Annotated in this window: 30 protein-coding genes and 3 pseudogenes; 6 read left to right on the top strand and 27 right to left on the bottom strand. The window is 51.4% G+C overall.

Annotation, left to right across the window (positions count from 1 at the left end):
* Positions 1-39: 39 nt before the first annotated feature.
* From ACHHV8_RS09425 to ACHHV8_RS09365, 13 genes and pseudogenes are all read right to left on the bottom strand, one after another.
* A complete protein-coding gene (locus tag ACHHV8_RS09425) occupies positions 40-1152 on the bottom strand; it encodes a DUF4349 domain-containing protein (protein ID WP_395158043.1) in 1113 nt (370 codons plus the stop codon).
* A gap of 498 nt (positions 1153-1650) precedes the next feature.
* Positions 1651-2913, bottom strand: coding sequence for an adenosylhomocysteinase (locus tag ACHHV8_RS09420; RefSeq protein WP_395158042.1), 1263 nt, complete (start codon positions 2911-2913; stop codon positions 1651-1653).
* Between the two features lie 69 nt (positions 2914-2982).
* Complete coding sequence (gene bshC, locus ACHHV8_RS09415) at positions 2983-3567, bottom strand: bacillithiol biosynthesis protein BshC (RefSeq protein WP_395158041.1); 585 nt, start codon at positions 3565-3567, stop codon at positions 2983-2985.
* 64 nt (positions 3568-3631) lie between these two features.
* Positions 3632-4168, bottom strand: a pseudogene (bshC, locus tag ACHHV8_RS09410) (bacillithiol biosynthesis protein BshC); the annotation flags it as partial.
* 46 nt (positions 4169-4214) lie between these two features.
* On the bottom strand, positions 4215-4451 hold the full coding sequence (gene bshC, locus ACHHV8_RS09405; protein ID WP_395158040.1) for a bacillithiol biosynthesis protein BshC: 237 nt from the start codon (positions 4449-4451) through the stop codon (positions 4215-4217).
* The gene (locus ACHHV8_RS09400) at positions 4435-4635 is read right to left on the bottom strand and encodes a hypothetical protein (protein ID WP_395158039.1); all 201 of its coding nucleotides are present in this window, start codon (positions 4633-4635) and stop codon (positions 4435-4437) included. Before ACHHV8_RS09400 ends, bshC (ACHHV8_RS09405) begins: the two co-directional genes overlap by 17 nt.
* Before the next feature lie 202 nt (positions 4636-4837).
* Complete coding sequence (locus tag ACHHV8_RS09395) at positions 4838-5794, bottom strand: ABC transporter ATP-binding protein (RefSeq protein ID WP_395158038.1); 957 nt, start codon at positions 5792-5794, stop codon at positions 4838-4840.
* Positions 5791-6816 carry an ABC transporter ATP-binding protein gene (locus ACHHV8_RS09390; protein WP_395158037.1) on the bottom strand — a complete coding sequence of 342 codons (1026 nt, stop codon included), beginning with the start codon at positions 6814-6816 and terminating at the stop codon, positions 5791-5793. The genes ACHHV8_RS09395 and ACHHV8_RS09390 overlap by 4 nt, the downstream gene beginning before the upstream one ends.
* Before the next feature lie 156 nt (positions 6817-6972).
* A complete protein-coding gene (locus tag ACHHV8_RS09385; protein WP_395158036.1) occupies positions 6973-7887 on the bottom strand; it encodes an ABC transporter permease in 915 nt (304 codons plus the stop codon).
* Positions 7887-8822, bottom strand: a complete 936-nt coding sequence (locus ACHHV8_RS09380; RefSeq protein WP_395158035.1) for an ABC transporter permease — start codon at positions 8820-8822, stop codon at positions 7887-7889. The genes ACHHV8_RS09385 and ACHHV8_RS09380 overlap by 1 nt, the downstream gene beginning before the upstream one ends.
* A 271-nt stretch (positions 8823-9093) precedes the next feature.
* Positions 9094-10107, bottom strand: a complete 1014-nt coding sequence (locus ACHHV8_RS09375) for a peptide ABC transporter substrate-binding protein (RefSeq protein ID WP_395158034.1) — start codon at positions 10105-10107, stop codon at positions 9094-9096.
* Positions 10022-10750: a peptide ABC transporter substrate-binding protein gene (locus ACHHV8_RS09370; protein ID WP_395158033.1), complete on the bottom strand. Its 729-nt coding sequence runs from the start codon at positions 10748-10750 to the stop codon at positions 10022-10024. The genes ACHHV8_RS09375 and ACHHV8_RS09370 overlap by 86 nt, the downstream gene beginning before the upstream one ends.
* Positions 10751-11188: 438 nt before the next feature.
* Positions 11189-12190: an asparaginase gene (locus ACHHV8_RS09365; protein ID WP_395158032.1), complete on the bottom strand. Its 1002-nt coding sequence runs from the start codon at positions 12188-12190 to the stop codon at positions 11189-11191.
* 170 nt (positions 12191-12360) lie between these two features.
* On the opposite strand from ACHHV8_RS09365, the pseudogene ACHHV8_RS09360 reads away from it, so the two are divergent.
* Positions 12361-12721: pseudogene (locus ACHHV8_RS09360) on the top strand (helix-turn-helix domain-containing protein).
* 111 nt (positions 12722-12832) lie between these two features.
* Here the strand turns inward: ACHHV8_RS09360 and ACHHV8_RS09355 are convergent.
* The 5 genes from ACHHV8_RS09355 to ACHHV8_RS09335 all read right to left on the bottom strand — a co-directional run bounded on the left by ACHHV8_RS09355 (position 12833) and on the right by ACHHV8_RS09335 (position 15317).
* Positions 12833-13123, bottom strand: coding sequence for a late competence development ComFB family protein (locus tag ACHHV8_RS09355; RefSeq protein ID WP_395158031.1), 291 nt, complete (start codon positions 13121-13123; stop codon positions 12833-12835).
* A 13-nt stretch (positions 13124-13136) separates the two neighbouring features.
* The gene (locus ACHHV8_RS09350; protein WP_395158030.1) at positions 13137-13532 is read right to left on the bottom strand and encodes a DUF3397 domain-containing protein; all 396 of its coding nucleotides are present in this window, start codon (positions 13530-13532) and stop codon (positions 13137-13139) included.
* A 27-nt stretch (positions 13533-13559) separates the two neighbouring features.
* Positions 13560-14354 carry a ketopantoate reductase family protein gene (locus tag ACHHV8_RS09345; RefSeq protein WP_395158029.1) on the bottom strand — a complete coding sequence of 265 codons (795 nt, stop codon included), beginning with the start codon at positions 14352-14354 and terminating at the stop codon, positions 13560-13562.
* Complete coding sequence (locus ACHHV8_RS09340; RefSeq protein WP_395158028.1) at positions 14297-14545, bottom strand: 2-dehydropantoate 2-reductase N-terminal domain-containing protein; 249 nt, start codon at positions 14543-14545, stop codon at positions 14297-14299. Before ACHHV8_RS09340 ends, ACHHV8_RS09345 begins: the two co-directional genes overlap by 58 nt.
* A 121-nt stretch (positions 14546-14666) precedes the next feature.
* Positions 14667-15317, bottom strand: a complete 651-nt coding sequence (locus tag ACHHV8_RS09335) for an RsfA family transcriptional regulator (protein WP_395158027.1) — start codon at positions 15315-15317, stop codon at positions 14667-14669.
* A 341-nt stretch (positions 15318-15658) separates the two neighbouring features.
* On the opposite strand from ACHHV8_RS09335, the gene ACHHV8_RS09330 reads away from it, so the two are divergent.
* Positions 15659-15889, top strand: coding sequence for a DUF2626 domain-containing protein (locus ACHHV8_RS09330; RefSeq protein WP_395158026.1), 231 nt, complete (start codon positions 15659-15661; stop codon positions 15887-15889).
* A 36-nt stretch (positions 15890-15925) separates the two neighbouring features.
* On the opposite strand, the gene ACHHV8_RS09325 is transcribed toward ACHHV8_RS09330, so the two are convergent.
* Positions 15926-16858, bottom strand: coding sequence for a class I SAM-dependent methyltransferase (locus ACHHV8_RS09325; protein ID WP_395158025.1), 933 nt, complete (start codon positions 16856-16858; stop codon positions 15926-15928).
* Between the two features lie 52 nt (positions 16859-16910).
* Positions 16911-17048 carry a hypothetical protein gene (locus tag ACHHV8_RS09320; protein ID WP_395158024.1) on the bottom strand — a complete coding sequence of 46 codons (138 nt, stop codon included), beginning with the start codon at positions 17046-17048 and terminating at the stop codon, positions 16911-16913.
* Between the two features lie 131 nt (positions 17049-17179).
* Here ACHHV8_RS09320 and ACHHV8_RS09315 point away from each other — a divergent pair, with 131 nt between their 5' ends.
* The 3 genes from ACHHV8_RS09315 to ACHHV8_RS09305 all read left to right on the top strand — a co-directional run bounded on the left by ACHHV8_RS09315 (position 17180) and on the right by ACHHV8_RS09305 (position 19997).
* Positions 17180-18160: a hypothetical protein gene (locus ACHHV8_RS09315; protein WP_395158023.1), complete on the top strand. Its 981-nt coding sequence runs from the start codon at positions 17180-17182 to the stop codon at positions 18158-18160.
* A 141-nt stretch (positions 18161-18301) separates the two neighbouring features.
* Positions 18302-19396, top strand: coding sequence for a hypothetical protein (locus ACHHV8_RS09310; RefSeq protein WP_395158022.1), 1095 nt, complete (start codon positions 18302-18304; stop codon positions 19394-19396).
* Between the two features lie 91 nt (positions 19397-19487).
* The gene (locus tag ACHHV8_RS09305) at positions 19488-19997 is read left to right on the top strand and encodes a hypothetical protein (protein WP_395158021.1); all 510 of its coding nucleotides are present in this window, start codon (positions 19488-19490) and stop codon (positions 19995-19997) included.
* Between the two features lie 96 nt (positions 19998-20093).
* On the opposite strand, the pseudogene ACHHV8_RS09300 reads toward ACHHV8_RS09305, so the two are convergent.
* Positions 20094-21426 (bottom strand): annotated as a pseudogene (locus tag ACHHV8_RS09300) (PhoH family protein).
* A 104-nt stretch (positions 21427-21530) separates the two neighbouring features.
* On the opposite strand from ACHHV8_RS09300, the gene ACHHV8_RS09295 reads away from it, so the two are divergent.
* Positions 21531-22073: a YhcN/YlaJ family sporulation lipoprotein gene (locus ACHHV8_RS09295; RefSeq protein ID WP_395158020.1), complete on the top strand. Its 543-nt coding sequence runs from the start codon at positions 21531-21533 to the stop codon at positions 22071-22073.
* A gap of 42 nt (positions 22074-22115) precedes the next feature.
* Here ACHHV8_RS09295 and ACHHV8_RS09290 read toward each other — a convergent pair whose 3' ends face one another.
* The 6 genes from ACHHV8_RS09290 to ACHHV8_RS09265 all read right to left on the bottom strand — a co-directional run bounded on the left by ACHHV8_RS09290 (position 22116) and on the right by ACHHV8_RS09265 (position 26608).
* The gene (locus ACHHV8_RS09290) at positions 22116-22568 is read right to left on the bottom strand and encodes a pyridoxamine 5'-phosphate oxidase family protein (RefSeq protein WP_395158019.1); all 453 of its coding nucleotides are present in this window, start codon (positions 22566-22568) and stop codon (positions 22116-22118) included.
* A gap of 198 nt (positions 22569-22766) precedes the next feature.
* Complete coding sequence (locus tag ACHHV8_RS09285; protein ID WP_395158018.1) at positions 22767-23039, bottom strand: hypothetical protein; 273 nt, start codon at positions 23037-23039, stop codon at positions 22767-22769.
* A gap of 1 nt (position 23040) precedes the next feature.
* Positions 23041-23493 (bottom strand): hypothetical protein, encoded by a 453-nt coding sequence (locus ACHHV8_RS09280; RefSeq protein ID WP_395158017.1) that lies wholly within the window; start codon positions 23491-23493, stop codon positions 23041-23043.
* A gap of 35 nt (positions 23494-23528) precedes the next feature.
* Positions 23529-23798 carry a YlaH-like family protein gene (locus tag ACHHV8_RS09275; protein WP_395158016.1) on the bottom strand — a complete coding sequence of 90 codons (270 nt, stop codon included), beginning with the start codon at positions 23796-23798 and terminating at the stop codon, positions 23529-23531.
* Positions 23799-23886: 88 nt separating this feature from the next.
* Positions 23887-25737, bottom strand: a complete 1851-nt coding sequence (typA, locus tag ACHHV8_RS09270; protein WP_395158015.1) for a translational GTPase TypA — start codon at positions 25735-25737, stop codon at positions 23887-23889.
* Between the two features lie 202 nt (positions 25738-25939).
* Positions 25940-26608 carry a TerC family protein gene (locus tag ACHHV8_RS09265; RefSeq protein WP_395158014.1) on the bottom strand — a complete coding sequence of 223 codons (669 nt, stop codon included), beginning with the start codon at positions 26606-26608 and terminating at the stop codon, positions 25940-25942.
* Between the last annotated feature and the right edge of the window lie 130 nt (positions 26609-26738).

Genomic DNA, 26738 nt, shown 5'->3' with positions numbered 1-26738 from the left:
TAAAAAATCCTGCAAATATGCAGGATTTGCTTAAAATATTTACTTTTCCGCTTCTGCCGAACCTTCGTCAGCCGGCGGAAGCGGCGCCAATGCATCGTCAGAATCCGACAGCTTCCTCCGGATTTCGTGCAATTTCTTCCGCCTCGCTTTCCGGATAAACCAGAAAGGGACAGCAATAACGGCCAGCACCAGAGCCACCGGAAGAATGGCAGCCAGCACCACGACAACCCATTGGAAGAACAGCGCAAGCGCGGCAGTGCTGCCGTTTAGCGCCGCCGAGACCCGCTGCATCAGCGGTCCTTGATCCTGAGCCTGAATGACTGCGGCAGAGCCAAGCTTCTGCGTCAATCTCAGTTCAATCGTGGAATAGGCTACATTTTGCTCAAGATACCTCATCCGGCCTTTGATCCGTTCGATTTCCTCCTGCGTTTTGCCGAGCTCATTGGAAAAAGCCAGCAGCTCATCCGTTTTGGCAGCCTTCTCCATGAAGGAGATCAGCCGTTCCTCCACCACCTGCTTCGCCTTCAGCCGGGCCGTCAAATCAACATACTCCTCGGATACGTCCTGCCCCTCCATATTTTTCTGTGTAGTGGGATGGATGCTCTCCAGCTGATTTAACAGCGAACCGAAGCCCGAAGCAGGCACTTTAATGACGAAGCTGCCTCGTTTTTCATACGAGGTTTCGTTCTCGGTAAACTGCAGCACGTAACCGCCGGCCTGACGCACTGCGCTCTCGATCTGCGTCTGGGCCTCCGCATACTTATCTACCTGCATCGTCAGGCTCGCTTTATAAATAATTTTGCGGTCGACCGCGCCGTACGCATCCCCGGCCGCAGCCGGGACGCTTCCGTTGAAGCTGTCCGCAGGCGGACTCGCGCTCTGCTTTCCGTCCGCTGCAGGTGCTGCGCTCTTGCCCTCGGCCGGCACCGCCGCATTCGATGCGGCAGCAGCCCCGCTCTGCGCAAGCGCATCCGTCCTTACGTCAGCGGCGCTTGATTTTGCCGCTTCCGATCCGCCGCTGCTGTCCGCGGCGCTGCAGCCGGAAAGCGCCGCCGCTAACAGCGCAAGCAGCAGCATGCCTTGCCCGCCGATCCCGGCGAACAGCCGGAACGGTCTCCCTGCCTTTGTTCTGATCCCCCTTTTGACCTCCATACGATCCCCCCATTGTATATTGGTTCTGCACCGCCTGAATGGCGTGCTACCTTCTAAACGTGGAGGGACTTGGATTTGTTTCATTTTTTTAACAGATCTAGCATCAAAAAAAGAACCGGCGGCCTGCGGAGGCCACTGAAAAAGGCATCGCTACGAGTACGGAACATTCTTCCGATCGCTGTTGTCCCTGGATTTCTTTGCTTATATACCGCTCGTAGCGGTTGAAATCCAAGGACAAAGGCGAACGCGTTCGCTTCTACAGAACGATTCCGCACTCTCTGCTAGTTTTTCAGTGGCCTCGGCCTGCGCGGGGACTCGACCACGTTTCATCGTCGTTTCTATAGCGGATAGAACTTGCTTTTAACCGCGTTTGCCTCACTTATCCTGCTGACGCTTTTAATAAGTCCGAGCCTTCCTAGGCCTTTCTATACAGTAAAAAAAGCCTCTCTTTCGATCACCGGGATCAAAAGAGAGGCTTTTGCTCAATACAGCAGCAGATTAATGCTCCGTCCAGCTGTCCAAATACGATTTCTGCTCTTCACTCAGCGCATCGATAGAAATGCCCAGAGAAGCGAGCTTGAAGCGCGCTACCTGCTCATCCAGCTCATAAGGAACGTTAACGACCTTGTTGCCGATTTGCTTGTAGTTATCGTTCACATATTTCAAGGACATAGCTTGCAGCGCAAACGTCATATCCATAATCTCCGCCGGATGTCCGTCGCCTGCAGCCAGGTTCACGAGACGGCCTTCCGCGATCAAATAGAACTTGCGGCCATCCTGCAGCGTGTACTCCTCGATATTGCGGCGAACCGTACGCTTCGATACGCTCAGCGCGTCCAGCTCAGGCTTGTTAACTTCCACATCGAAATGACCTGCGTTGGACAGGATCGCGCCATCCTTCATCACTTTGTAGTGCTCGCCGCGGATAACGTCGCGGTTGCCCGTGACGGTAACGAAGAAGTCACCGATTTTGGCCGCTTCCGTCATCGACATCACAGCAAAGCCGTCCATATAAGCTTCTACGCCTTTAATCGCATCCACTTCGGCAACGACGACATTAGCGCCTAACCCTTTGGCGCGCATCGCAACCCCTTTACCGCACCAGCCGTAGCCTACGACAACGACTGCTTTACCCGCAACTACCAGGTTGGTCGTGCGGTTAATGCCGTCCCATACGGATTGGCCCGTACCGTAACGGTTATCGAACAAATATTTGCAGAAGGCGTCATTCACCGCTACCATCGGGAATTGCAGCTGACCTTCCTTCTCCATCGCTTTCAGACGCAAAATACCGGTCGTCGTTTCTTCGGCACCGCCGCGGACTTTTTTCAGCAGATCCTGACGCTCGGAGTGAAGAATGGAAACCAGGTCGCCGCCATCGTCGATAATGAGATCCGGTTCGGTTTCGAGCGTTTTGATCAGCAGCTCTTTATACTCCGCCGGCTCCGGATTATATTTGGCAAATACGGTAACGCCGTCTTCCACCAATGCTGCGCAAACGTCATCCTGTGTGGACAGCGGGTTGCTGCCGCAAATCGCTACCTCTGCGCCCCCTGCTTGAACTACTTTAGCCAGATAGGCCGTCTTTGCTTCCAAGTGAAGGGAAATGGCTACCTTCAGCCCTTTAAACGGCTGCTCCTTCTCGAACTGCTCACGGATGCGGTTCAATACCGGCATATGCGCGTTAACCCAGTCAATCTTCAAATGCCCTTCCGGTGCCAGAGACAGATCTCTGATAATGCTGCGATCCTTTGTATTCATTTGATTTCCTCCATCATTTACAGGTTAAGTTATCGTTATGGCTGCTTACTTTATCATGCTCTGTCCAGCTTACATATACAGCACTTTATGCCGGCCGTCCGCCGCAAGCTCGCCGGCCTCGGCGTCAAGCAGCTCATACAGCCAGTCGGTGCCGTATTTATTCAGATAAGCGAGAATATTGTACACCCGCTCCTGCGGCTTCCCTCCGGGAACGACCGCCAAAGCGATCCGCTGAAACTGGCGCAGCGAGGCGTCGAACTGCGTCCGCACGGCATCGGCCGCTTTTTGCTCCAGGAAACTGATCTGCTCGACAATCTTACCCATGTTCGTCTCGCCCAGCTTGCCGAGCCCCGGATTAATCCCTGCGATAAGACTTACCAGCGGCTGGTAGCTGTCTTTAAACTGCGACCGCACCTGCTCGAAGCGCTCCTCCAGCCGGAGCGTATCCTGCTCCTTCAGCCATTGCTGCTGCTTCTCCTCCAGACGGTACAGCACATCCTCCAGAGACAAGCCGTACTTGTTCATGTTCTTCTGAACCGTACCCTCCATCAAGGTGAATTCGAGTCTTGGAATAATCAAAGGCATGGTCATGCCGGCTTGGTGAAACGCAGGCTTCGTCAAAGCCCAGTACGCAATTTCTCCCGGTCCGAGCACGGTACCCCAGTACAGGGAACAAATAATCCTGCATTAACGGCCGCGTCAGCACATTGTTGCTGAACCGCTCCGGCGACGTTTCGAGCCATTCCACGAGCTGTTCCTTTGGAAAGCGGCGTTCCTGCTTACGGTCCGTGAACACCTGAGCCTGGTCCCCGGCGTACAGCAGGATGCGCTCTTCCTCGTCATCGAACACGAACAGGTTCGCCTGCCGCTCCTGCATTTCAACCTGCGGGTGATAGCCAAGCGCCTCTACGCTGCCGGCTCCTTGATGGAAAGCCTCGCGGAGCTCGCCGTTGCGGTCAAGCAGGGTCCGAAACATCGGAGCCTCTACCCGGCGCAGAGCCGGATCATCCGAATCCAGGAGCACAAGCCCCTGAGAGCCGAACAGCTTCGCCAGCATTTGCGCAAACAGATCGACCAGCGTCTTGGAAGAAGACGCCATGCTGCGCAGTGCTTCCATCCATGCAGGCTTGAACTCCGTAGGAATAAGCGAGGCGTCGAGCTGCTCCAGCGCCTGCTCCCACTGTTCCTCGGTAATTGCCAGCCGGCTTACGGAGGTGCGCTTCTGCGAAGAGGGATCAATCTTCAGCTTCTGCACCTGCAGATCCTGCGACAACGTCTGAATATGATTCACTTCGTCGAAATCATGGTCCGTCTCCGGCAATCCAGAATATAGGAATGACGGTTCTTCCAAGCTTGGCCGACGCCTCCCGGGCGGAGCGGATCAGTGTAATCGCTTTGTAGATGACAAGCGCTTGACCCGTGAACAATCCCGCCTGCTGGCCGCCCACGATACACAGTGTGCGCGCATCCTTCAGCTGCTCCACAGCTTGCAGCGCCTCCGGAGCATTATGTACAGCTTTATTATAGCTTAGCAGCACTTCCGCCAGCTGCTGCCGGTTCCGCCGCAGCGCCGCGTTCTTGATCCAGCCAGACCGCTCTCTCCTGCAGCGACCTGCTGTCCCACGGATTATAATCAAACAAGGAGCTGACCTTGCTGTAATTGTGAACATAATCCTCTGTTAGAGGCTGGCTGGACCTCCAATGAATCGATTCAATCTTCAACTCGGCAGCCACCCTTCCTCATTATTAATAAGTACCTTTCTTGATTGTACACATGTTGGCCCCCGCCGTCAAAACTGTATTTCCCAAAAAGTCACAGAGAAGGGCCGGCCCCCGCCGCCGCGAAAGAATCCATCCATCGCAGCGGTGAAAGCCGGCCCTTATAAAATCTTGTATATACTATATATAATAGTAGGAATTGATTTTAGTACAGGTGACAAGCCGTATAGTGGTTCGGCTCCACTTCTTTGAATTCAGGCATCACTTCGGCGCACACGGACATCGCATGAGGACAGCGCGTGCGGAACGGACAGCCGCTCGGCGGATTCAGCGGACTCGGAATTTCCCCCTGCAGAATGATGCGCTCCCGCGTCCGTTCGATTTCCGGATCCGGAATCGGAATAGCGGACAGTAAGGACTGCGTATAAGGATGCAGCGGCTTCGCATACAGCGCCTCGGAAGTCGTTACCTCCACCAGCTTACCCAGGTACATAACGCCGATACGGTCGGAAATATGCTTGACCATGGCCAAATCGTGCGCGATGAACAGGTAGGTCAGACCGCGCTCTTTTTGCAGCTTCTTAAACAGGTTGACGACCTGCGCTTGTACGGAAACGTCCAGCGCCGAGATCGGCTCGTCGGCGATAATAAACTGCGGCTCAATGGCAAGCGCACGGGCAATGCCGATCCGCTGGCGTTGTCCGCCGGAGAATTCATGCGGAAACCGGTTCGCATGCTCATCGTTCAAGCCGACCGCGCGAAGCAGGTCGATGACCCGCTCCTTGCGCTCTGCGCCGGAGTACATCCCGTGGATGTCGACGCCTTCGGCAATAATATTGCCGACCGTCATCCGCGGATTCAGCGAGGCGTACGGATCCTGGAACACCATTTGCATCTGGCGGCGGAAGTCATGCAGCTTTTTGCCTTTAAGCTGATGCACGTTTTCACCGTTAAACAGCACTTCGCCCGACGTCGCTTCATATAACCGGATAATCGTTCGGCCTGCGGTCGATTTGCCGCAGCCGGATTCGCCGACCAGTCCGAACGTTTCTCCGCGGTTGATGGCGAAGTTCAAGTTATCGACAGCCTTCAATGTTTTGCCGCTGCCCACCTGAAAATGCTTTTGTAAATTTCGCACCTCTAAAATCGGTTGTTCACTCATTGCGCAACCCTCCCCACTTCAACAGGCCGCTCCACAGGCGGAGCATCCGGATGCAGCAGCCAGCAGGCTGCCGAATGCGTATCCGTTAACGGCGTTTGATCCGGATCGATCTCTAAGCATACGCCCATCGCATAAGGACAACGCGCCGCAAACGCACAGCCTTTCGGCGGAGAGAACAAATCCGGCGGCGTACCGGGGATCGGAACCAGCTCGCTGTCCGTATCCTGGTCCAGTCTTGGCACGGAGCGCAGAAGTCCCCATGTATAAGGATGCTTCGGATCGTAGAACAATTCATCTACCGTTCCCTGCTCCACAACCTTGCCCGCATACATGACAATGACCCGCTGCGCCATTTCCGCCACAACGCCCAAATCATGCGTAATGACGATAATCGACGCTTCCGTCTTCTCGGACAAATCTTTCATCAGCTCGATAATTTGCGCTTGAATCGTTACGTCCAGCGCGGTGGTCGGCTCATCGGCAATCAGCAGCTTCGGACTACAGGCCAAAGCGATAGCTATCATAACCCGCTGGCGCATCCCGCCGGAAAACTCGTGCGGATATTGGTTCACACGTCCCTCAGGATTGGACAAGCCGACAAGACGAAGCATTTCGACCGCACGCTCATGAGCGGCATTTCGGCTCAGCCCCTGGTGCTTGATCAAGCCTTCAGTAATCTGTTTGCCAATCGTCATCGTTGGGTTGAGCGAGGTCATCGGATCCTGGAAGATCATCCCCATCTCGGAGCCGCGGATTTTCTCCATTTCTTTCTTGGAGGTTTTCGTAATGTCCACTTTTCCGTCAAACATAACGGATCCGCCTTTAATAACGCTGGGCGGCGACGGAATGAGCCGCATGATCGTTTGCGCCGTCACGGACTTGCCGCAGCCCGATTCGCCGACGATCGCCAGCACTTCCCCCTTCTCCAGATGGAAGGAAACGCCGCGTACCGCCTGTACTTCCCCGGCGTACGTATTGAATGATACCTTGAGGTCTTTGACCTCTAATATATTTTTACTCATTCGAGGTTCCCTCCTGCAAGCTCTGCCTAAGCAAAGCGGGTTCGTAAGCCTTGCAGCGCTTAATCGAAAGCCTAATGGCTTCGCAAGCACGAAGATGGTTCGATATAAAAAGAATCTTTGCAAACCCAAATCTTCTTATAATCGTAATAATTACGTTTATTTGCGCATTTTCGGATCCAGCGCATCGCGCAGTCCGTCGCCCAGCAGGTTAAAGCTTAACAAAATCAAGCTGAAAACAAATGTCGGGAAAATAACCCGATGCGGATATAAACGAATCGCCGCCACACCGTCAGACAACAGCGAACCGAGCGAAGCCAATGGAACACGGATTCCCAAACCGATAAAGCTCAGGAAGGCTTCAACAAAAATCGCCGACGGTACGACAAACGTAATTTGTACAATTATAAGACCCAGAGCGTTCGGAACCAGATGCTTCAAAATAATGCGTGCGGAGCCGGCGCCAAGCGTACGCGCTGCGAGAACATATTCCTGCTCCTTCAAGGTCAGCATCTGCCCCCTCACCAGGCGGGCCATAGGCACCCAGCCGGTAATGGAATAGGCGATAATGATCGTCCAGATCCCCGGACCGATCGTCATGATCATCAATATCGTAATAAGCAGGAACGGAATCGCGTATATAATCTCGATAATCCGCTGCATCACGTCATCCACACGTCCCCCGTAGTAAGCGGAAACACCGCCGTAGAGCACGCCGACAACCAAGTCAATCAAAGCAGCGGTAATCCCGATAAATAACGAAATCCGCGTGCCCCACCATACCCTAACCCACAGGTCACGGCCGAAATCGTCCGTTCCGAACCAGTGTTCACCGTTAGGCTTCAGGTTCTTTATATTATAATTCTGTGTGGCATAGTCGTACGATGTAAAAATAGGACCAAAAATGGCAAATAGTATTAATAAGACGAGCGTAATCAATCCGAACATCGCCAGCTTATTTTTCTTAAGCCGTCTCCAGGCATCCTGCCAATAGGTCAGTGAAGGCCGGACTATCGCTTCTTTCACCGGGCCGGATTTGTCGACGGGCTTAAACTGCTCTTTGGTGACTTCCATTATGCCTTACCTCCCTTAGCAATCCGGATCCGTGGATCAATTAAACCGTAAATGATATCAGTCACGAACAGAACAATGACCAGAATAAATGCATAAAAAATAGTCAAACCCGTAATCATAGTGTAGTCATTGGAATAGATAGACTGCACAAAGTGTTTACCCAAGCCGGGAACGACAAAGATCTGTTCAACTACCAGCGTCCCTGTAATCAAGTTAACGAAGGTCGGCCCCAGAATCGTAACTACCGGCAAAATCGCGTTGCGGACCGTATGGCGCACGACAATCGCGCGCTCGGACAAGCCTTTGGCCCGGGCTGTTTTGACATAATCCTGATTCAGCACGTCCAGCATGGACGTCCTCATCAGCCTTGCGAGAATGGCTATCGTACCGAACGATAAGGCAATGGCCGGCAGTACACGGGAAGATGGGCCTGACCACATCCCCGGAGGAAGCCACCCAAGCTTAACCCCGACATAATAGGAAAGCAGAGGTCCAAGCACGAAGGATGGAATCGCAATCCCAACGACGGCCGTGAACATGGCTGCCACATCCAGACCTTTGTTATGATTCAATGAAGCGATAATGCCAAGCAGCAAACCGACGATTATGGCAATCAGCAGCGCCCATAATCCAAGCTCCAGCGAAGCCGGGAAGCTCTGTTTGATAATATCGGTCACCTTTTGCGTAGGAAACTGGTAAGACACGCCCAGATCACCGTGAAGAATATCGTTTAAATACTTCACATATTGTTGGCCGATCGGTTTATCCAGCCCGTATTGTTGGAATAATATCTGCTTTTGCTCGGGCGTCAGCTTGATGGAGTCTTCGCCGAACGGATCACCGGGCAAATTTTTCATCAAAACAAAAGTAAAAGTGACTATGAGCCATAAAGTGATCAGCATGTAAAAAAAACGTCGCAGCACATAGCGCAGCATGGGGCACCTCCTGAACAAATTAAGAAAAAAACAACATAAACCTATCGGATGAATCCTATCAGCTTAGGGTCAACGCCTATTCCGTCATCCAATAAACCGGCGCTTATGAAAAGCAAAACGGTTTCGCAAGCATAGACCTTCAGCTTAACAAGACTATGTTTGCGAAGCCGTTCTGCTGACCAAAAAATAAAAGCGGAGCCGCCCGTCACGTTCCCCCGGAACGGCTCCTTATTCTTGTTCCTTGCCTGCCTTCCGCCTGGATAACGGCGGATTACTTAATGGAAGTCCATTTCAATTCCCATTCTTTGGACATCGCCGGTAAAATAATACCGTCGACATTCGTTTTCTTAGCGTATGGTCTGGTACGGAAGTACAGCGGGCTAAGCGGCATGTCAGCCATCAAAACCTTTTCTGCATCCACAAGCATTTGCGAGCGTTTCGCAAGATCCGTTTCTTTGTCTGCGGCTTTAACCAGATCATCGTACGATTTGTTGTTGTATTCCATGTAGTTGAACGATTTGTTATCACTCAACCACATATCCAGGAACGTCATCGGGTCGTTATAGTCTGCACCCCAAAGCGCGATCAGCGCCTGGAAGTCGTTCTTCTGCATTCTTTCTACGCGCAGCGCGAACGGCAGCGGTTCGCCTTCTACATTCACACCCAGGTTTTGCTTCCACTGAGCTTGAATAAATTCGATCGTCTTCTTCGAAACGTCCGTATCGTCAGAAGTCAATTTGAAGGTCGGCAGAGAAGTCATGTTCAGTTCCTTCAAGCCTTCATCCAGCAATTGCTTTGCTTTGGCCGCATCGAATTTCGGCTGCGTGTCTCCGGCTACTTTACGGAACTCTTGGTTGTTGCCGTCAGACACCGTACCCGGAATCAAGCCTGTCGAAGGAATCGAAGAACCGCCCAATACGACATCATTCAAAGCATTCCGGTCAATCGCCATACCCAGGGCTTGGCGAATCTTCGCATTCGCGAACGCCGGGAATTTCTTCGTTTCGTACATCACGTAGGACGATACGAATTCTTTTTTGAGCGTCAAGTCAGGCTTGTCCTTGTACATCGCATATTGATCGCCTTTAAGCTCCGTCAAATCGACTTGATCTGTCTCATACATATTCAAGGACGTACTGGCTTCCTTCACCACATTGACGGTAACCTTGTTCAGCTTCACGTTCGCTGCGTCCCAATATTTATCGTTCTTCACCATCACAAGCTGCTGCTGGTGGTTCCAGGATTCCAGCTTGAACCGGACCTGCACCAATGACCTTGTCCGCATCGGCGCCGAATTTATCGCCTTGAGCCTTCACGAAATCAGGCTTTTGCGGGAAGAAAATCGGCATCGACAGCTGATCCGTAAAGAACGCTATCGGTCTCTCCAATGTAATTTCCAGCGTCTTATCGTCAATCGCTTTTACGCCAACGGCAGCCTTTTTCGCTTCGATCTCTTCAGGCTTCGCAGCCGTCAAAGCAGCCCCGCCTTTAATCCATGCAAGCATAGTGGCGTATTTCGCTTTAGTGGTCGGGTCCAGCGTGCGTTTATAAGCGAATTCAAAGTCGCTGGCCTTCAAAGGCGAACCGTCAGCCCATGTCAGTCCATCGCGAAGCGTAATCGTATAAACAAGACCGTCAGCGGAAATTTTCGGCATATCCTTGGCAAGCGCCGGCTGCGGCTTACCGTCTTTATCCAGGCGGTACAGCCCTTCGTTGATGGCATTCATAATCGTGAACGCAGGGTTTGTTGTTGCGATGGAGCTGTCCAGTGCCGGCGGTTCCGCCGTCAGGTTAATTCTCAATTCCTGTACCGGTGCTTTGTTATCCCCACCCCCGGCCTGCTGATTGTTATTGCTCGCACAACCTGCTACAACACTGCCCAGCATCGCTGTAACTGTGGCCATGACGAGAAGTTTATTCAACTTCATGTAACGCCCTCCTCATAAAATATGTAATTATATGGCATCTTTACTAAATGTCATATTTCATGACGTAAAGATAACACTAAAAGATATTAAAGCAACTATGTGATTTTGTAAATAGATTGAAACCGTTGCCAAACAAAAATTATACAACCAATGGTCAATTAATATAAGCTGTATATTATTCCAGCCTCACAGCCCTGCCCGCATTCTTGCGTACACCAAAATAAACCCTGTTACCGCTATAAATTAAGCATTGGACAGGGTTACAGGTCTCATCGGCTATACATTGGCCATTTAAGCTTCTTTCCATCACTCATCTGCCCCTTCTTCAGGATGAAATCCGCCAATCCCGACAGCTTCCGGAAACAAAACTTCTTCTAATCCAAGTTTATTATTTCCTGAGCAAACGCGATTATGCAGAACTCCAAAGGGCAGATCAAATCAAACCGTCGTATCGAAATGAACAGGTGTTTCCATCAGCCGTTTAACCTCCTGCAGCTGATCCGTCTTCCCCAAACACCACATTAATTTAGGAACGATGGCTTCCGTGTTCATATCTCCGGAAAGAATGACGTGATCTTGATCGACCTTGCGTCCGACCTCATATAAGCTTAAATCCTCGCCTTCTTCAAGGCATTGCGTAGTAATAACCACAGCGACGCCGGATGCGGCAAGCTCTTTAATTTTCGTCACCAGGTCTCTTCCTTGAAAAGGAATTCCTCCGATTCCGAAGCTTTCAATGATTACGCCTTTATACAAGGGCTTAAGATAATCAAATATTTCCGGTTTCGTCCCGGGAATCAGTTTTAACAAAAAAACGTCAGGGGATAAAGCTGTATCCAGCTTCAGCTTCTTCGGATGCTTTTGGGCCTTGATAGAAGACATCGAGCTGACATACTTCACTTCCGAGTCATGAATATGCGCTACATAGGGATGATTGATGCTTTCAAACGCATCGTAGCTCTTGGTTCGAATTTTCACGGCTCTCGTTCCCCGGATCACCCGACCGTCAAACACAAGAAATACGCCCCCAACCTCCTCACAAGCAAACCGGATCGCATCCACTACATTTTTCTTGGCGTCGGTTTTCTTGAAATTGATGGGGATCTGCGAACCTGTAATCACGACCGGCTTGCTGACATTCTGCAGCATGTAGGACAATGCGGCTGAGGTGAAAGCCATTGTATCGGTACCGTGTGTAATGACAAATCCATCATACTGCTCATAATTATCATAGACCGCTTCCGCAATTTGAACCCATGATTCCGGCTGCATATTGGTGCTGTCAATATTCATCAGCAGCTTGCTTTCGATAACATAACGCGGATTTTTAGCCTGCAGGAAGCTTAATAAATCAGGGGCATCCAATTGAGGAGACAGCCCTTCCTCTCCTTCGACGGACGCAATGGAGCCGCCGGTAGCCAACAAAAGTAATTTTTTCACGATTCGCACCTCAAATGAAAGAAAAAGTACGCTTATAGCGACCCTTATCCTATTATAGCGACGAAAAAAAGATAAATCAAGCATCAACATCGCGAATCGCGTACATCTTGCTTGAGTATACGCCAGCTGATGTTATAATAGTTTTGGGAGTCAGGGGGTTAGATTTAGATATGGTTTTAAATAGATTAACCGAATTGAGAAAAAGTAAACGCTGGTTACTTACAATACATAGCTGACCGGCTCGGCATTGCAAAAAGCACATACGCCGGATATGAATCCGGTTACCGTGAACCTTCCCTGGAGGCGGTGAAAATGCTGGCGGAGCTGTTCGAAACCTCCGTCGACTATTTGCTCGGCCGTGTGGATGATCCGGATCCGCAGCACCAAGGCGAGAATCACGAACAACCCCTTCCTGCGTTAAAAGAATTGGGAACGGTTCCTTTATCTGTGGATGGCGTCGCGTTAAGCTCGCGCGAAGTGAGGCAGCTGATCGCTTTTATCAGGGCGGTGAGGGAAATCGGAAACGAATGAAAAAAAGCAAAGCCGCCGGTTTTATACCGACAGCTTTGCTAGGTTTTTAGCATTTCCCAAAATGTAAGCGCCATCTACAATCGGCGCAGCTCTTCAGCCTGCGCCAGGCTCCTAAGCTTGCGAATCCGAGCTCAGAACCGACTTCCGGTCGGATTTGAATACTTTCTGCACCCCAAGCGCCAGTTCCCTGTAAACATCGCTCTCGACCTGCGCCCGCAGCTGCGTTTTCGCGAAAACCTCGCCCTGCAAAGTAGAAACGTATTTGGCGGGCAGCTGATTTAACACGATAGCCATAATGTCGCTCTCCGCTTTTTCATCCATGCCGGCCAACTCCGGCTGATGCTGCATCCAATCCTTCAGGCAGCTCTTCACGATATCTTCCATTAAATTATGTACAGCCATGTCAGGACCCTCCTTAACTGGTAATGATATATTTCCCCAAGCCTATACATAGGAGTAACAAATAGCAGGCGGACAGCACGACAAATCCTAACCGCAGCATAGCTTTCAAGACTTTGACGGGATCCACCTTCCCCTTCAGCCGGTTCTGCATATTGCCGATCAAGCCTCCGGCGATCAGGAACATAAGAACGACAAACCAGAGACCGAATTCGCTGTCAAGCAGCCTTTTGGTTAGCACCGACACAGAACCGATCAAAAATAAAGTAGTAACATCGATAGCGGCAGACGTTGCTTTCTTTTTGTCCTTCGTCATTCCGTAAACGATCCCCCAAGCTGCAAAAAAAGAAACAAACGGCACGAGAGCCAGAAAAGTGTAAACCGTCTGCAGCCAAGCCAACCATCCGCTCACGGCAGATCCCCCGCTTTACAGTTTTATTCATTGCCACTGCTGCTCGATCGATCGTACCAGAGCATAGACTGTTCGATGGGCGTGAAGCTGCATTCCCGCTTCATCGGCCTTCTTCAGCAAACCTCCGGTGATCGCATCAAGCTCCGTACGTCGTCGGGACTGAACATCCTGCAGCATGGAGGAACGATTGTTCGCGGTGAGCCGGCATACGGCCAGCAGCTGCTCCCATAAATCGGGTGCAAGCGGAATGCCCAGCGCTTCTGCAAGCGAAGAGCCTTCCTCATAGAGCGAGCGCATAAGCGGCAGCGCAGCCGGCAGCTCGGGCAAAGTCCCGTTCGATACCTGCAGCACAGCCGTTAAAGGGTTGATCACCGCATTAATCAGCAATTTGTTCCATACCTTACTAGTGATTTGGTTCGACAAAGAAACATCGAATCCTGCCTGTTTCAGTTGATTTTGCAGCTTTTTTTGAAAAAGTATGGACGTCTCGTCCACATTTTCGCTCTCCAGCTGCCCGATCCATGTCGTGCCGCGTCCCGTGTGCTCCACATGCCGCATCGAATGCCGCAGAGCCCCCTCCGTCGTAACGGCCGCGAGCAGCGACGACACCGGAACATAGCGCGCCAGCAGGTCTGTATGTCCTATGCCGTTCTGATAGCAAACCAGCGGCACACCGGCACCGAGCCGCCTGCCGATCCAGCCGGCGAGCGCCTCCGTGATCGAAGTTTGCTTCACGGTAAGCAGAACCCCGTCCGCCTGTGTCGTTACCTGCGGTTCCTTCTCCAGCAGCTCCTCGAAGGAATAGACGGCCGCCGGATGCACTGTCGCGTTCTCCGTCCGCGCGGCGGAACACTCCGCTCCGTCCACGGTGCGGGCCACAGCAGCCCGCCGGCGCGTATAGCTTCCGCCTGTTCGCAGGTGCGGGCAATCAGCGTTACTTCCGCACCCGATTCCAGCAGCGCCGCGGCTAGCAGCATACCCATGGCCCCTGCGCCAATGATTTCCAACCTCATCTACGTCCCCTCCCGGCTCCTATGGTTTCATCATAACAGAAACCGGTAGACGAGAAAAACTTCGCGAAGCCGGCGCTGCGATGAAAAAAAGTCTTGCAGGGCAGCGCCTGCAAGACTCCTCTCAATCTATTCTTTCTAAATTTCCGTTCGCGTCCATTTTGAACCGCGGTTTGTTCTCGTCCTCTTCCTCCACCAGGAAGGCAAGCTTTCGCGCCCGATCCATAATTTGAATCAAAGCTTTGTAATCGTCATTGACGACCCGATAGTCCGTCTCGACCTCGTTTACCTGCTTATTCAGCACATCGTTCTCGCTTCGCAGACGGTCCAATTCATCCTGCTTTTCACCGATTTCTTTTTCCAGCTGCCGGATATGACGCGACATTTCCTGATAAGTGCCCTTCCATTGGCGCAAAAACCGAATTACCGCATCGAAGGAAATGGACTCCTCCACAAAAGAATCATGAGACCTTGCAGCATCGCTGCCGCTTTCCAATACAGCCGTGCTGTGGGATACCGCCGCAAATGCGGAATGCTTTTTCTGCTGATTTCGTTTCTGCCGCTGGGCCTTGGCAATCTGTATCGCCGCTTCGTACTTCTTTCTAACAAAACTATTCCAACGAAAGCCGCATGCAGCCGCCGTTCTACCTATTTTTTCTCCTACTTCTTCAAATGCGGATAGCTGCGTACTTCCTTCACGAATATGCCGTAAAGTGACTTCCGCTAAAATTAAATCGTCTTCATCGCTCCAAGCATCTTGTCTGATGGCAGTCATACAGAAGCAGTCCTCCTAACCCCTGGGTATCAATCATCCACTGATCTATTGAAAGTAAGACATGGAATGTTGCGTTACTTCATCTCTATGCCCATAATAGAGTTCATAGAATCTTTTTCTACTAATTTGTATTGCCATTTTTTCATGGACTCATACATGTTGCGGCGGACAACGGGGAAAGCTATCTCTATCCGCAGTAAATCAAGCTTGATTGGGAAAAATTTACCCTATTTCGGCAAAAATGTTGTAATATCGTCACAAGTTTGGGCGTTTACACTTGATGGCCGGGCAGGTATAATGTTCAATAGTAAAGTACCGCTTTTTAGAAAGGGGGATGCACATTGGATCGCATGTTTCGTGTTCTTGGCTTTTGGACGCTGGTCATCGGATTGATGGCTTTGGCCGGTGATATGATTCCGATGGCGATGCTCTTTTTCGCCCAAACGGCTCTCTTTGTACTGTTGGGATACCTGAGATTATCCGAGCGTACCTACATATTGCTTTTTTGGGGGTACATGATCCTTTCGTTTACAGGCTTTACATACTGGTCATTCTTCAAAATGTCCGTGTAGCCTTTGTAATGGACGGGTCACAAAAAGGCGGGCTGCTTAACGCAGCTCGCCTTTTTTCTGTATGAGCACCTTGAACAGCTCGCTCATCTGGTCGCTGAGCAGAAGCTGACGGATCGCCCGGTTTCTTCTGGCGGCAGGACTGAATGGGTCGGAAAGCAGGGTGTCCTGAAGAAGCTGGAGGATACCGTTATCCACAAGAAACTGCTTTTGGGTAGTGTATACTTTCGTCTCGAATCCCGCCGCCTCGCCTGCGCGTATAAGTGACGAGAAATTCACATGACTTGTTATATCTTGATTTCCCGGATGCTGGAAAGGATCGGACTGCACCCGGTGCTTTTCATAGCACATTAAAGTGCCCTGGAAACGGTGCGGCGCATACAGCTCCTCCGCCCGGTTCCCCGTAATCGATCGTGAGGGCCGCTCTCCGCTCTGAATTGCCGCTCCCACCGTTTGCAGCCATCCGGCCGCAGCCAAATTGACCTCCAGCCGCTGGCCTTCCTCCAATCCCGCTCCCCAGGCTTCTACATATTCCCGAACGGCCGGCTCGGCCTCTTCCGGGAAGCTCACAGTAAACCAGCCTGCGGCATCATCCCATCCGACCCTTCCTTCATACGGCCGCCCCCCGCGCATTTGCACGAGGTGGACTGGAAAAGCATCAAGCAGCTCATTCGATAAAACGATGACCCGCTCCCAAGAACCTTGCTGAAGCCACTGCTCGCTTGTCATCCAGCGGATACGGTTCGTGTGTTCCCGCAGCTTGTTCGCCTGCACAGCCCGATGTGCCGGACTGACTTCGATACTGATATAGGCCAGGCTCTCATATGCATCGGCAAAAGACCGCTTCAGCTCGTCCAATATTTGCAGCGCCAGCGCGCCCGTTCCGCCTCCCCACTCCACGAGGCTGCAGGGCTTATGTACTCCCCAAAGCTTGACCGTATCGGCTATATAACGGGCCACTACCTCACCCATTACCCCTCCGATGGAAGCGCTTGTATAAAAATCGCCGTCCCGGCCGATTCGGTCACTTCTCCTTCATATAATATCCGAATTCCGGATCATACAGGCATATTTCCATGTACTCCCGAAATGAGATCGTACGCTCCGGGCGGTTATGTATAGTTTCCATCAGCTTCTGAATCAGTCTGCGGTCCGCGTTCAATTCCTTCCCCCCTAGTTGATTTCACCTGCGCTCCTATTTCTCTACTAAAGACAAAGCGGGCGATTACCGATATAATGAAAGTAATTCATGAATAAGTACAGCAACGATGGATTGTGGAAGGAGCTTTTATTTTGCCAGCCAAACGAAAGAAACTACGCACCGGATGGATGCTTGCCTCCCTTGGTCTGATGCTGTTCAGCGCAGGCTGCACGGACAACGCCGCTCTGAAGCAGGAAATACTTCAGGCCGCAGCCAAACAAGAGCAGATCGCCAGCTACCGGTTTAACGGCTCACTGGAGCTGCATGCCGATTCTTCCTTGCTGGGATCGGGACAAACCAGTCCTATGACCATCGCTTTATTCAGCCTTCTAAAAGACAGCAAGCTTGATTACAGCGGTCTGACTTCACTGGAACCGGCACGAATGGAATCGGACGTAAAAGTCACCCCGGCGGGCGGCAGCGCGATCGATATTCCTATTCTCATTAAAGATAGCAAATTGTATTTCCATATGCCACCATTAAATCAGCCGGATGAATATATGATGCTGCCGATCCCATCCTCCCAAACGGGAGCTGCTTCCGGGGCTAATGCCGATTCGTTGAAAAACACGGGCAAGCTTACCTCCGAGCTGAGCCAAAAGCTGTGGGAGGGGATCGATCCCCATTGGCTTTCCACTGCCAAAGAACCGGTCACCCTTCCCGGTGGAGACACAGGTAAGAAAATCGTATTGACCGTCGATAAGAAGAATGAGAAGGCATTCTCCGATTATTGGACAGCCTCCGCGCCCAGTCTAATGGAGCTGCTTAAGACGAACGGGCTCGTACAAGCGGGCCCCGCCGCGGATGCCTGGACAACCGTATTGAAGCAGATCGTCTGGTCCGCTCCTTCAACCGTCGAGCTGGTCGTCGACAGTCAGGGATTTATCCGCGAGCAGCGGTGGGACGTGACGTTTCATACCGGAGCGAGCACAAATGTCAGCCGGGTGGTCTGGGATCAGACCTTGAGCGAGCTGAACCAGACTCCTCCCTTCACCAAAGAAGCTCCTGCGAAGCAAAAATCGCTTGACCAGCTGTTGAAGCTGGTCAAGCCTGCCCCTGCGGCACAGAAATAAGCAAGCCTCATGCCTTCTTCCCAGGAAGAAGGCATTTTTTTATCCTTTCTCTCATAAAGTTGTGATAATCTAACAGTGAGAGTTAATTGAAGAGGGAGGTACACAGATGAGGCTGTTGCGACAAGCCGCATTCATCGCCCTTTGCCTGATCACCTGCCTGACAGCTGCCCCTCTCCCCCGATTCATGCCGCAACAGCGGACGAGCTGAAGCTGCTGCTGCAAAAAAGCTTGACCGCCTACGAAATCGACCAAGAGCTCGAGCGTATTGAAAGCGAGGAGCGGCAGCTCGAACAAAAGATAAGCAAGACAGAGCAGGATATTCAAACCCAGCAAGCTCTTTCCGCCGAAACGAGAAAGCATGCCGCCAAAGTACTGAGAGCCTATTATATGGGAGACCGCGATTCCCTGTGGATGCTCCTTTTCTCGACCGCGTCCTTCAAAGACGCCCTGACCCTGTTCGACTATTTGCAAATGATCGTGCGCAATGACCGCGATACGCTGCACAAGCATTTGACGAACCAAAAGCAGCTGCAAGAGCTTCAATCCTCGCTTCTGACCTCCAAGACCAGTCTGGAGCAGGCCAAAGCCCGGTTCCTTGCCCAAAAAGACCAGCGCCTCCAGCTCCAGCAGCAGCTTGATGCCGAATTGGCCAAGCAGCCGGCCGCTGCAAACGCGGTGATTCTTCAGCAAATGGCCCAGCTGACCGTCCAATGGCAGGACAAGGGTATTCCTCTATTCCGAACGTATTTTCAAGCCTTGGCGCAGGCTATGAAGCAGCTTCCGGAAATGGTGTCGGCTCCCGGTACGAACAGCTCCCAGGATCAGAGCGGGCTAAATCAGCATCTGATTATCAACGGTTTTCAGTATACATTCCAAATCAGCGATCAGGATTTAAACGAGTTTCTCCGCAGCAAGAATCCGATTTTTCGCAACTTAAATTTTCAGTTTAACAGCGGCATCGTTACGGCTTCCGGCAAGCAGGACGATATGGAGGTTACCATTATCGGACATTATGAGCTCGCTACCAAAGGCGAAGATAAGCCCAAGACATATGTGCGCTTCCGGATGGACCAGCTCCGGTTTAACGGGTTCGACCTGCCGCAGACCACGATAGAAGCAATGGAAAAAGAGTTTGATTTGGGCATCTACCCTCAAATGCTGGCCTCCTTCCTTCAGGTTACCGGCGTACAAGTAGAGAACGGCAAGCTGAGCCTGCTGTTTAAGCTTGCTTTATAGCCTCGTAATTTGCTATCCTTCGGTCAGAGACTGGCTATCGTCCCTTCCGATCATGCCAATTAAAATTCTCGTGAAAGGAACCGATGCAGCCGTGGAATTATTACGTGCCTATGGACTAATGATGGAGCTTCCCGAAGGGAAGCTTCCCGGTTTTTACGCTCAATTGATCAAGGCCTTGGCGGCCAAAGCCCCGCTGCTTGACAGGGACAAGGAGATGCTGATTTTCCGGACGCTAGAAGAACGGCAGGCCGCTTGCTCCGTTATGCAGCAGTACAAGATCGCCTGGGAAGACGCGGAGCTGCTGCAGCTGCCGGAAAACCTGCAGGCCCGTCCGGCTTTTAGCGATTACGGCTGGGTTACCCGCTCCGGGTATCCCTATGTCTACGCGGACGCCGTTTATATTTTCCGGCTGGCCGCCGCTGACGCCGATCCGGACGCTGAGCCCGGACAAGCCCTGCTGCAGCTCGAGGAGCATCTGTGGGCAAGCTTTCAGCTCGGTGACGAGTCCGCCCAGGCTTACCTGACGGACATCGAGTCCAAGGAGCTTGCCGAACGGATCGCCCGGGCTTATCATTGTGAAGCGAAGCCGCTTCCCTTCTAAACCGTACCTATGCAGCAAAAAAAACGCAGCGGGTGGAGCTCTGTGTGCCAGAGTTCCCCGCCGCGCTTCTTTTTGCAAGTGAGGAGGTAAAAGGTATTATAACAAGTCCGCGGCCAGCTGAGCCAAATGCGAACGTTCTCCGCGTTCCAGCGTAATGTGGCCGCTGATGCTTTGCCCCTTGAAGCGTTCGACCACATACGTCAACCCGTTGCTTGATGCATCCAAGTAAGGGTGGTCAATTTGTTCGGGATCGCCGAGCAAAATAATTTTGCTGCCCTCTCCTACCCTCGATACGATCGTTTTGATCTCGTGCTTCGACAGGTTCTGTGCCTCGTCAATAATAATGAACTGTCCTGGAATGCGACCGTCCTCTTATATACGTCAAAGCTTCGACTTGAATGCTGCCGAGCCCGGCCAGCACCTTATCGATGTCCCCCGGTTTTTTCGTATCGAACAAAAATTCCAAGTTATCGTAAATCGGCTGCATCCACGGGCGCAGCTTCTCTTCCTTTTCCCCCGGCAGGTAGCCGATATCTTTGCCCATCGGAACGACGGGGCGTGCGATCAGCAGCTTTTTATACTTGCGCTCATCCTCCACCTTCATAAGTCCGGAGGCGAGCGTCAGCAGCGTTTTCCCGGTTCCTGCCTTGCCCGTCAGCGTGACAATCGGAATCTCGTCGTTAAGCAGCAGCTCCAATGCCATTCTTTGCTGCGCGTTGCGGGCTCCAATGCCCCATATCGGCTCGTTGCTGAGGAACAGCGGCTCCAGCTTCTTCCCTTCGGCATTCACCTTCAGAAGCGCCGATTTGGACGTTCCCATCTCATCCTTGAGGATGACGAATTCATGCGGGTGCAGCGGATAAGCCAGATTGAGCGAGTTTACACTCAAGTAACGGTACGTATAAAACTCGTCAATGATCGAGGGATGCACGTGAATCGTCAGGTAACCCATATACATGTCCGGCATATTGACAATCCGGTCGCTCAAGTAATCCTGCGCGGTCAAACCGAGCACGTCCGCCTTAATGCGTACGAGCGTATCTTTACTTACTATAACTACAGGTCTGGGGTCAGACCGTTCCTGTTCTTCCAAATGGTAATTGAGCGCAACCGCCAAGATGCGGTTATCGTTCGTCACCTCCGCAAACACTTCCTGCAGCTTGACGAAGCTTCGGTGATTCAGTTCTACCTTCAGCCTCCCGCCGCTTGGCAGCGCGATGCCTTCATGGAGCCTTCCTTGCGATCTGAGACCATCCATCATTCTGGAAATATGCCGCGCATTCCGGCCAAGTTCATCCGCATTCCGTTTCTTGGAATCGATTTCCTCCAGAACAATTGCGGGAATCACCACCTCATTATCCTCAAAAGCAAAAATAGCGTTTGGATCCTGTAAGAGTACATTAGTATCCAGCACAAAAACTTTTTTCATTTGAGTCCCCTCCCAGGTCTGGTGTTTGGTTTAGTTGTACATAAGATAGAGCAAGTAAGGACAAGATAACCAAAGCAATATAGGGATGAAAGGAACGATAAAAGATGATGAAATTGTGGATCAGCTGCTTGGTCATGCTATCCCTTGTAGCAGGATGTAACCAATCACCAAAAAATGGAGCTTCCCCCTCTCCGACAAATGAGACGAATCGACAAGTACAAGTGAAGCAAACCGCGCCCCAGAAAAAGGAAATCGTCGATTCCCGGGCCGTTTCCGAACGTTTGGAGCAAATTGCCACCAGCATCCCTCAGGTCGAAAGCGCAAATTGCGTCGTTTTCGGAAACACAGCGGTTGTCGGGATCAATTTGCCTCCGGATATGGACCGTTCCAAAGTGGGAACCATCAAGCTATCGGTTGCGGAAGCACTAAAAAAAGATCCTTATGGTGTTGATGCGATTGTAACCTCTGACATGGATTTGTCAGCCCGACTGCATAAAATCAGAGAGCATGTTAGAGAAGGAAAACCGATTAGCGGTTTTGCTGAGGAGATGGCGGAAATCGTCGGGCGGATCATGCCTCAGCTGCCAAGAGAAGTGGAGCCGAGCCCGCAGAGCACAGAACCGCAAATGCCGAATAAAAACATGTGATGCTAAAAAACATATGGAGAAAAAGCCTAGAATCGATGCATTCTAGGCTTTTTTCATAGCAGTGAAAACCTGCGCGTCCAGCTTTTCAGCGGCGCGTTTATCATACGTTTTCTCGTATTCAGGCGCAACGGAAATCCGAGATCCATAGAACATCGCATCCCGCACCATCGTAATGTCAATATCATAGCAGGCCAGCTTGAAAGGCACCTCTTCCAATGCCTCCGCCACTGGGCGCACTTTGCCATAAATGGCATGGACAGAGCCTTGACCGATAAAAGTCACATTGACCAGTTCATGATGCTTCAGGTTCGTAACAATTCTCGATCTTTGGTTCACGGCAAAGCGCAGCGTTTCCGGGTCCTTGGCATATAGCCAGGAAACGGCGTTCATACTTGGCGAGCCGGTTTCGTAATCCATCGTACTTAAGAGCACAAACGGTTCTTTTTGCAAGGCTGCATACAATGGCTCCGACAATACTGTAATTGTTTCTGCCATGGGTACCCCTCCTGCGGCTATTTGTAGATGGGTTTGTGTGCTGTTGACTATATTATATCACAGGCGATGCTTGGCAACCACAGACAGTCGTGGATTGTAGAATAATTACAGTATAAGCCGGTATGTATTTCAATGTGAGGGGCCACTCCTTTCAGATTAGGGATTAATTTATTTTATCGGGAGTGGCTTTTAATTATGTCACTGATTGTACTTCGGATTGGAATTTATGTCCATCAACAGCTGCCCCGCCAGCTCTTTGTCAAAAAAGAGCTTTTGCCGGCCTCCGTTTTGCTCGAAATCGATAAAGATTCTCGCATCATCGGAGGTAGTTTCCCATTCGGAGACGGCATGATCCTCCCGCAATATTTGCTCGAAGAACACCCGCGTATCCTCAGCTGCCTGATCCTCCGGCCTGGCGTCCGACACCAGCTTCATTTGCAGCCAATTGAAAAAAGCATCCTCTACTCTCATTCTATTCATCCTCCCGCAGCAGTGTGACGCTCCAGCCCCGTTCGAGCCAGCTTCTCATCGTATGAACAAAAGAAAGCAGACCGCTCCCTCCATCACCTTGAAGCAAGGCTTCCGCTTCGATAAGCCAAGCGGCGAATTCAGCGGCCGAGGGCAGCCTGTCAAGATAAGCCTGCGCACAGTGAGACAGCTCCAGCGTCTCTCCTGCGTCTTCGGCACCGAAGACAATACTCTCGCCTGAGCTTAATGCAAAAGGCACCTCATCTACCCCGCAGGCCGCCTCCGCCTCCTCGCTTAAGAGCAGGTTCGCTTTGAACGAAACGAGCATGCGGGGATGCACCGTTTTCAGCCTGTTCATGAGCTCTGCCGCCTGTTCCGCAGAAAGCTCCTCGCGTTCCTTCAACAGAATCACGTCCTCGTCCTCACAGAGGAGAGGAGTTAACCAGTAACGGGCCATTGCCGTCTCACCTCGTTCTCGGTTGGTCGATCACCTTACTTGCGATTTGCGCGGCTTGAGAAAAAGTAACGGATTCGGTACAGGAACATCATCGCTACAGCTACGGTCAGGCTCGGCACGATGGGCAGAGCTCCCAGCTGGAACATGAGCAGCATCAGCGCACCGATACCCAGCACGATATACACGATCGCTTCCTTCAGGATCGGCAGCCTTCTCATTTTGAATACTTTGTTATATACGTAGGTCATCAGAACGAAAATGATCACGTATGTAATGTAAGGGTGTTCACGAAACCATTCAGTCATGCAGCTTCAACCTCCTTGGATCCCATATAAGCTTTAAAGCCTGCAAAGAAAGCTCTGAATCATCAGAGCTTTCTCATAGGGCCTATTATTATCTAGAATTAGCTTCCGCCATTTTGCGGTGCTTGTCGGCACGTTCGCGTTCGCTTTTATTCAAAATCTTTTTGCGCAGACGAATCGACTTCGGAGTAATCTCGCAGTATTCATCGTCATTCAAGTATTCCAGAGCCTGCTCCAGGGAATACAGACGCGGGGTTTTCATTTTGACGGTATCGTCTTTACCCGCAGAGCGGATGTTGGTCAGTTGTTTTTCCTTACAGATGTTAACGATGATGTCGGTATCGCGGGTATGCTCCCCAACGATCATTCCTTCATACACCTCTGTACCCGGTTCAAGGAACAGAATGCCGCGGTCTTCGACCGACAGCATACCGTACAGCGTCGATGTGCCGGTTTCGCTGGACACCAGCACGCCTTCGTGACGTCCGCCGACGCCTGCACCGTAGTAAGGGCCATAGCTGTCAAATGCGTGGTTCATAATACCGTAGCCGCGCGTCAGCGTCAGGAAGTACGTACGGTATCCGATCAAGCCGCGGGCAGGAATGAGGAATTCCAGACGAACGTTGCCCGAGCCGTTGTTGATCATGTTGACCATCTCGGCTTTGCGTGTTCCCAGACTTTCCATAACCGCACCCATGCTCTCTTCAGGTACGTCGATGATCAGACGCTCCAGCGGCTCCATTTTTTGTCCGTCGATCTCTTTGATGATAACCTCAGGCTTGGAAACCTGAAGCTCGAAGCCTTCACGGCGCATATTCTCGATAAGAATACCCAGGTGAAGCTCGCCGCGGCCGGAAACGATAAAGGCATCCGGGCTGTCCGTTTCATCTACGCGCAAGCTGACATCCGTCTCCAGCTCTTTGAACAGACGCTCGCGAAGCTTACGGGAAGTTACCCATTTCCCTTCACGTCCGGCAAAAGGACTGTTGTTGACAAGGAACGTCATCTGCAGTGTAGGCTCGTCGATTTTCAGAACCGGCAGGGCTTCAGGGTTCGTCGGATCGGCAATCGTTTCCCCGATGTTGATATCCTTGATCCCTGCGATCGCAACGATATCCCCTGCACCCGCTTCGTCGATCTCGATCCGCTTCAAGCCCTGGAAGCCGAACAGCTTCTCGATGCGAGCCTGCTTGGTGATCCCTTCACGGTTAATAACCGCGATAGCCTGACCCTGCTTCACAACGCCGCGGTTAACGCGGCCGATAGCGATACGGCCCAAATATTCGTTGTAATCCATCAATGTAACGAGGAATTGCAGCGGATCGACTACGCTCTCCGTCGGAGCCGGAATGTGGCTGACAACCGTATCGTAAATCGCCTGCATGTTGTCGTCCTGCTTCGCCGGATCCGACTCCATACTGGAGGTACCCATCAGAGCGGATGCATATACAACCGGGAAGTCCAGCTGCTCGTCATTAGCGCCCAATTCAATGAACAGATCCAGCACTTCGTCAACGACTTCCGCCGGACGAGCGTTCGGACGGTCGATTTTGTTAACGACGACAATAGGTGTTAGGTTTTGTTCCAAAGCTTTGCGCAATACGAACTTCGTTTGCGGCATTGTGCCTTCAAATGCGTCAACGACCAGCAATACGCCGTCAACCATTTTCATAATACGCTCAACCTCGCCGCCAAAGTCGGCGTGTCCCGGTGTATCCACAATGTTAATCAAAAATTCTTTGTATTTGATGGCCGTGTTCTTAGCCAAAATTGTAATGCCGCGCTCCCGCTCCAAATCGTTGGAGTCCATTGCCCGCTCCTGAACCGCTTCGTTATCACGGAACGTACCGGATTGTTGAAGCAGTTTGTCTACCAATGTTGTTTTACCGTGGTCAACGTGTGCAATAATCGCAATGTTGCGTATTTTATCTCTTGAATGCATGGTTTCCCTAACCTCTCCTTAGTTTGACCCTGCCAGTCCTGCTGATCTGACGCTTAGGACCGGGTCCGTTCATAAAACAAGCGTCGGACATAAGCGCCGACGCTTGACATTTATGTTTATTATACGTGGAACTTGGGCAAAACGCAAGGCAAAACGACATTTTTAACGTAAGCTAAACATTGCTTCTGCTTGCAAATCCTGCCTATGGGTGCTTCGGCTTCGGTTTCGCCGACAATTTTTTAGCCAAACCGACCCCGATGACCAGAATCGTCGTCACGATCGGAACGATCCAATGCGGGAAATTGTGAAGCAGCATGTCCGCTACAATCTCATCCTTCACGAACATTTCTCCAGCGGTATATCCCAGGATGCCTGCCCCGATATAAACGAGAACCGGGAAGCGCGTCAGCAAATTCATGACCAGCGTACTGCCCCATACGATGATCGGCACGCTCAGCCCGATACCGAGGATAATGACGGTTAAATTGTTGTCCGCTTTGGCGGCGATGGCAAGAACATTATCCAGACTCATAACAAAATCGGCAACGATAATGGTCCAAACCGCTTTGCCGAGCGTCGACGCTTCTTTCACATGCGCTTCGCCTTCATCGTCGATCAGCAGCTTGATCGCAATGTAGAGAAGCAGCAGCGAGCCGGCAGCTTGAATGTAGGGAACCGTCAATACGTACACCGCAACGATAGTCAAAATAAGACGCAGGCCAATCGCGCCGAACGCTCCCCACCAGATCGCCTGCTTCCGCTGATGCAGAGGCAGGTTTTTGCTCGCGAGAGCTATAACCACCGCATTGTCACCGCTCAATACGATATTAATCAGCATAATTTGCAAAAACAACAGAAACCATTCCAACATGCTTATGACCCTCCAGCCTCAAATAATCTTTAAATTCTTCTGTAACGATGTTACGTAAACAAGCTTTGCAGGTTTCATTTTTTGTCTCATATTGTCGGCGGCCTGCGTTAATTTCCGCATTTCACTCCTG

The organism is Paenibacillus sp. TAB_01, assembly GCF_043945595.1.
Lineage (GTDB): Bacteria > Bacillota > Bacilli > Paenibacillales > NBRC-103111 > Paenibacillus_S.
The sequence above is the reverse complement of the archived record's forward strand: the minus strand, read 5'-3'. Positions and strand labels throughout refer to the sequence as shown.

What these genes read in the sequence shown, in the direction of transcription:
- ACHHV8_RS09280 (WP_395158017.1), bottom strand. Translation starts at nt 23,493, where the DNA reads ATGGCCCGTTACTGGTTAACTCCTCTCCTCTGTGAGGACGAGGACGTG.
- ACHHV8_RS09295 (WP_395158020.1), top strand. Translation starts at nt 21,531, where the DNA reads ATGATGAAATTGTGGATCAGCTGCTTGGTCATGCTATCCCTTGTAGCA.
- ACHHV8_RS09375 (WP_395158034.1), bottom strand. Translation starts at nt 10,107, where the DNA reads ATGCGGACAAGGTCATTGGTGCAGGTCCGGTTCAAGCTGGAATCCTGG.
- typA (WP_395158015.1), bottom strand. Translation starts at nt 25,737, where the DNA reads ATGCATTCAAGAGATAAAATACGCAACATTGCGATTATTGCACACGTT.
- ACHHV8_RS09285 (WP_395158018.1), bottom strand. Translation starts at nt 23,039, where the DNA reads ATGAGAGTAGAGGATGCTTTTTTCAATTGGCTGCAAATGAAGCTGGTG.
- ACHHV8_RS09355 (WP_395158031.1), bottom strand. Translation starts at nt 13,123, where the DNA reads ATGGCTGTACATAATTTAATGGAAGATATCGTGAAGAGCTGCCTGAAG.
- ACHHV8_RS09335 (WP_395158027.1), bottom strand. Translation starts at nt 15,317, where the DNA reads ATGACTGCCATCAGACAAGATGCTTGGAGCGATGAAGACGATTTAATT.
- ACHHV8_RS09340 (WP_395158028.1), bottom strand. Translation starts at nt 14,545, where the DNA reads ATGAGGTTGGAAATCATTGGCGCAGGGGCCATGGGTATGCTGCTAGCC.
- ACHHV8_RS09390 (WP_395158037.1), bottom strand. Translation starts at nt 6,816, where the DNA reads ATGAGTAAAAATATATTAGAGGTCAAAGACCTCAAGGTATCATTCAAT.
- ACHHV8_RS09290 (WP_395158019.1), bottom strand. Translation starts at nt 22,568, where the DNA reads ATGGCAGAAACAATTACAGTATTGTCGGAGCCATTGTATGCAGCCTTG.
- ACHHV8_RS09370 (WP_395158033.1), bottom strand. Translation starts at nt 10,750, where the DNA reads ATGAAGTTGAATAAACTTCTCGTCATGGCCACAGTTACAGCGATGCTG.
- ACHHV8_RS09380 (WP_395158035.1), bottom strand. Translation starts at nt 8,822, where the DNA reads ATGCTGCGCTATGTGCTGCGACGTTTTTTTTACATGCTGATCACTTTA.
- ACHHV8_RS09385 (WP_395158036.1), bottom strand. Translation starts at nt 7,887, where the DNA reads ATGGAAGTCACCAAAGAGCAGTTTAAGCCCGTCGACAAATCCGGCCCG.
- ACHHV8_RS09420 (WP_395158042.1), bottom strand. Translation starts at nt 2,913, where the DNA reads ATGAATACAAAGGATCGCAGCATTATCAGAGATCTGTCTCTGGCACCG.
- ACHHV8_RS09425 (WP_395158043.1), bottom strand. Translation starts at nt 1,152, where the DNA reads ATGGAGGTCAAAAGGGGGATCAGAACAAAGGCAGGGAGACCGTTCCGG.
- ACHHV8_RS09395 (WP_395158038.1), bottom strand. Translation starts at nt 5,794, where the DNA reads ATGAGTGAACAACCGATTTTAGAGGTGCGAAATTTACAAAAGCATTTT.
- ACHHV8_RS09275 (WP_395158016.1), bottom strand. Translation starts at nt 23,798, where the DNA reads ATGACTGAATGGTTTCGTGAACACCCTTACATTACATACGTGATCATT.
- ACHHV8_RS09325 (WP_395158025.1), bottom strand. Translation starts at nt 16,858, where the DNA reads ATGGGTGAGGTAGTGGCCCGTTATATAGCCGATACGGTCAAGCTTTGG.
- ACHHV8_RS09265 (WP_395158014.1), bottom strand. Translation starts at nt 26,608, where the DNA reads ATGTTGGAATGGTTTCTGTTGTTTTTGCAAATTATGCTGATTAATATC.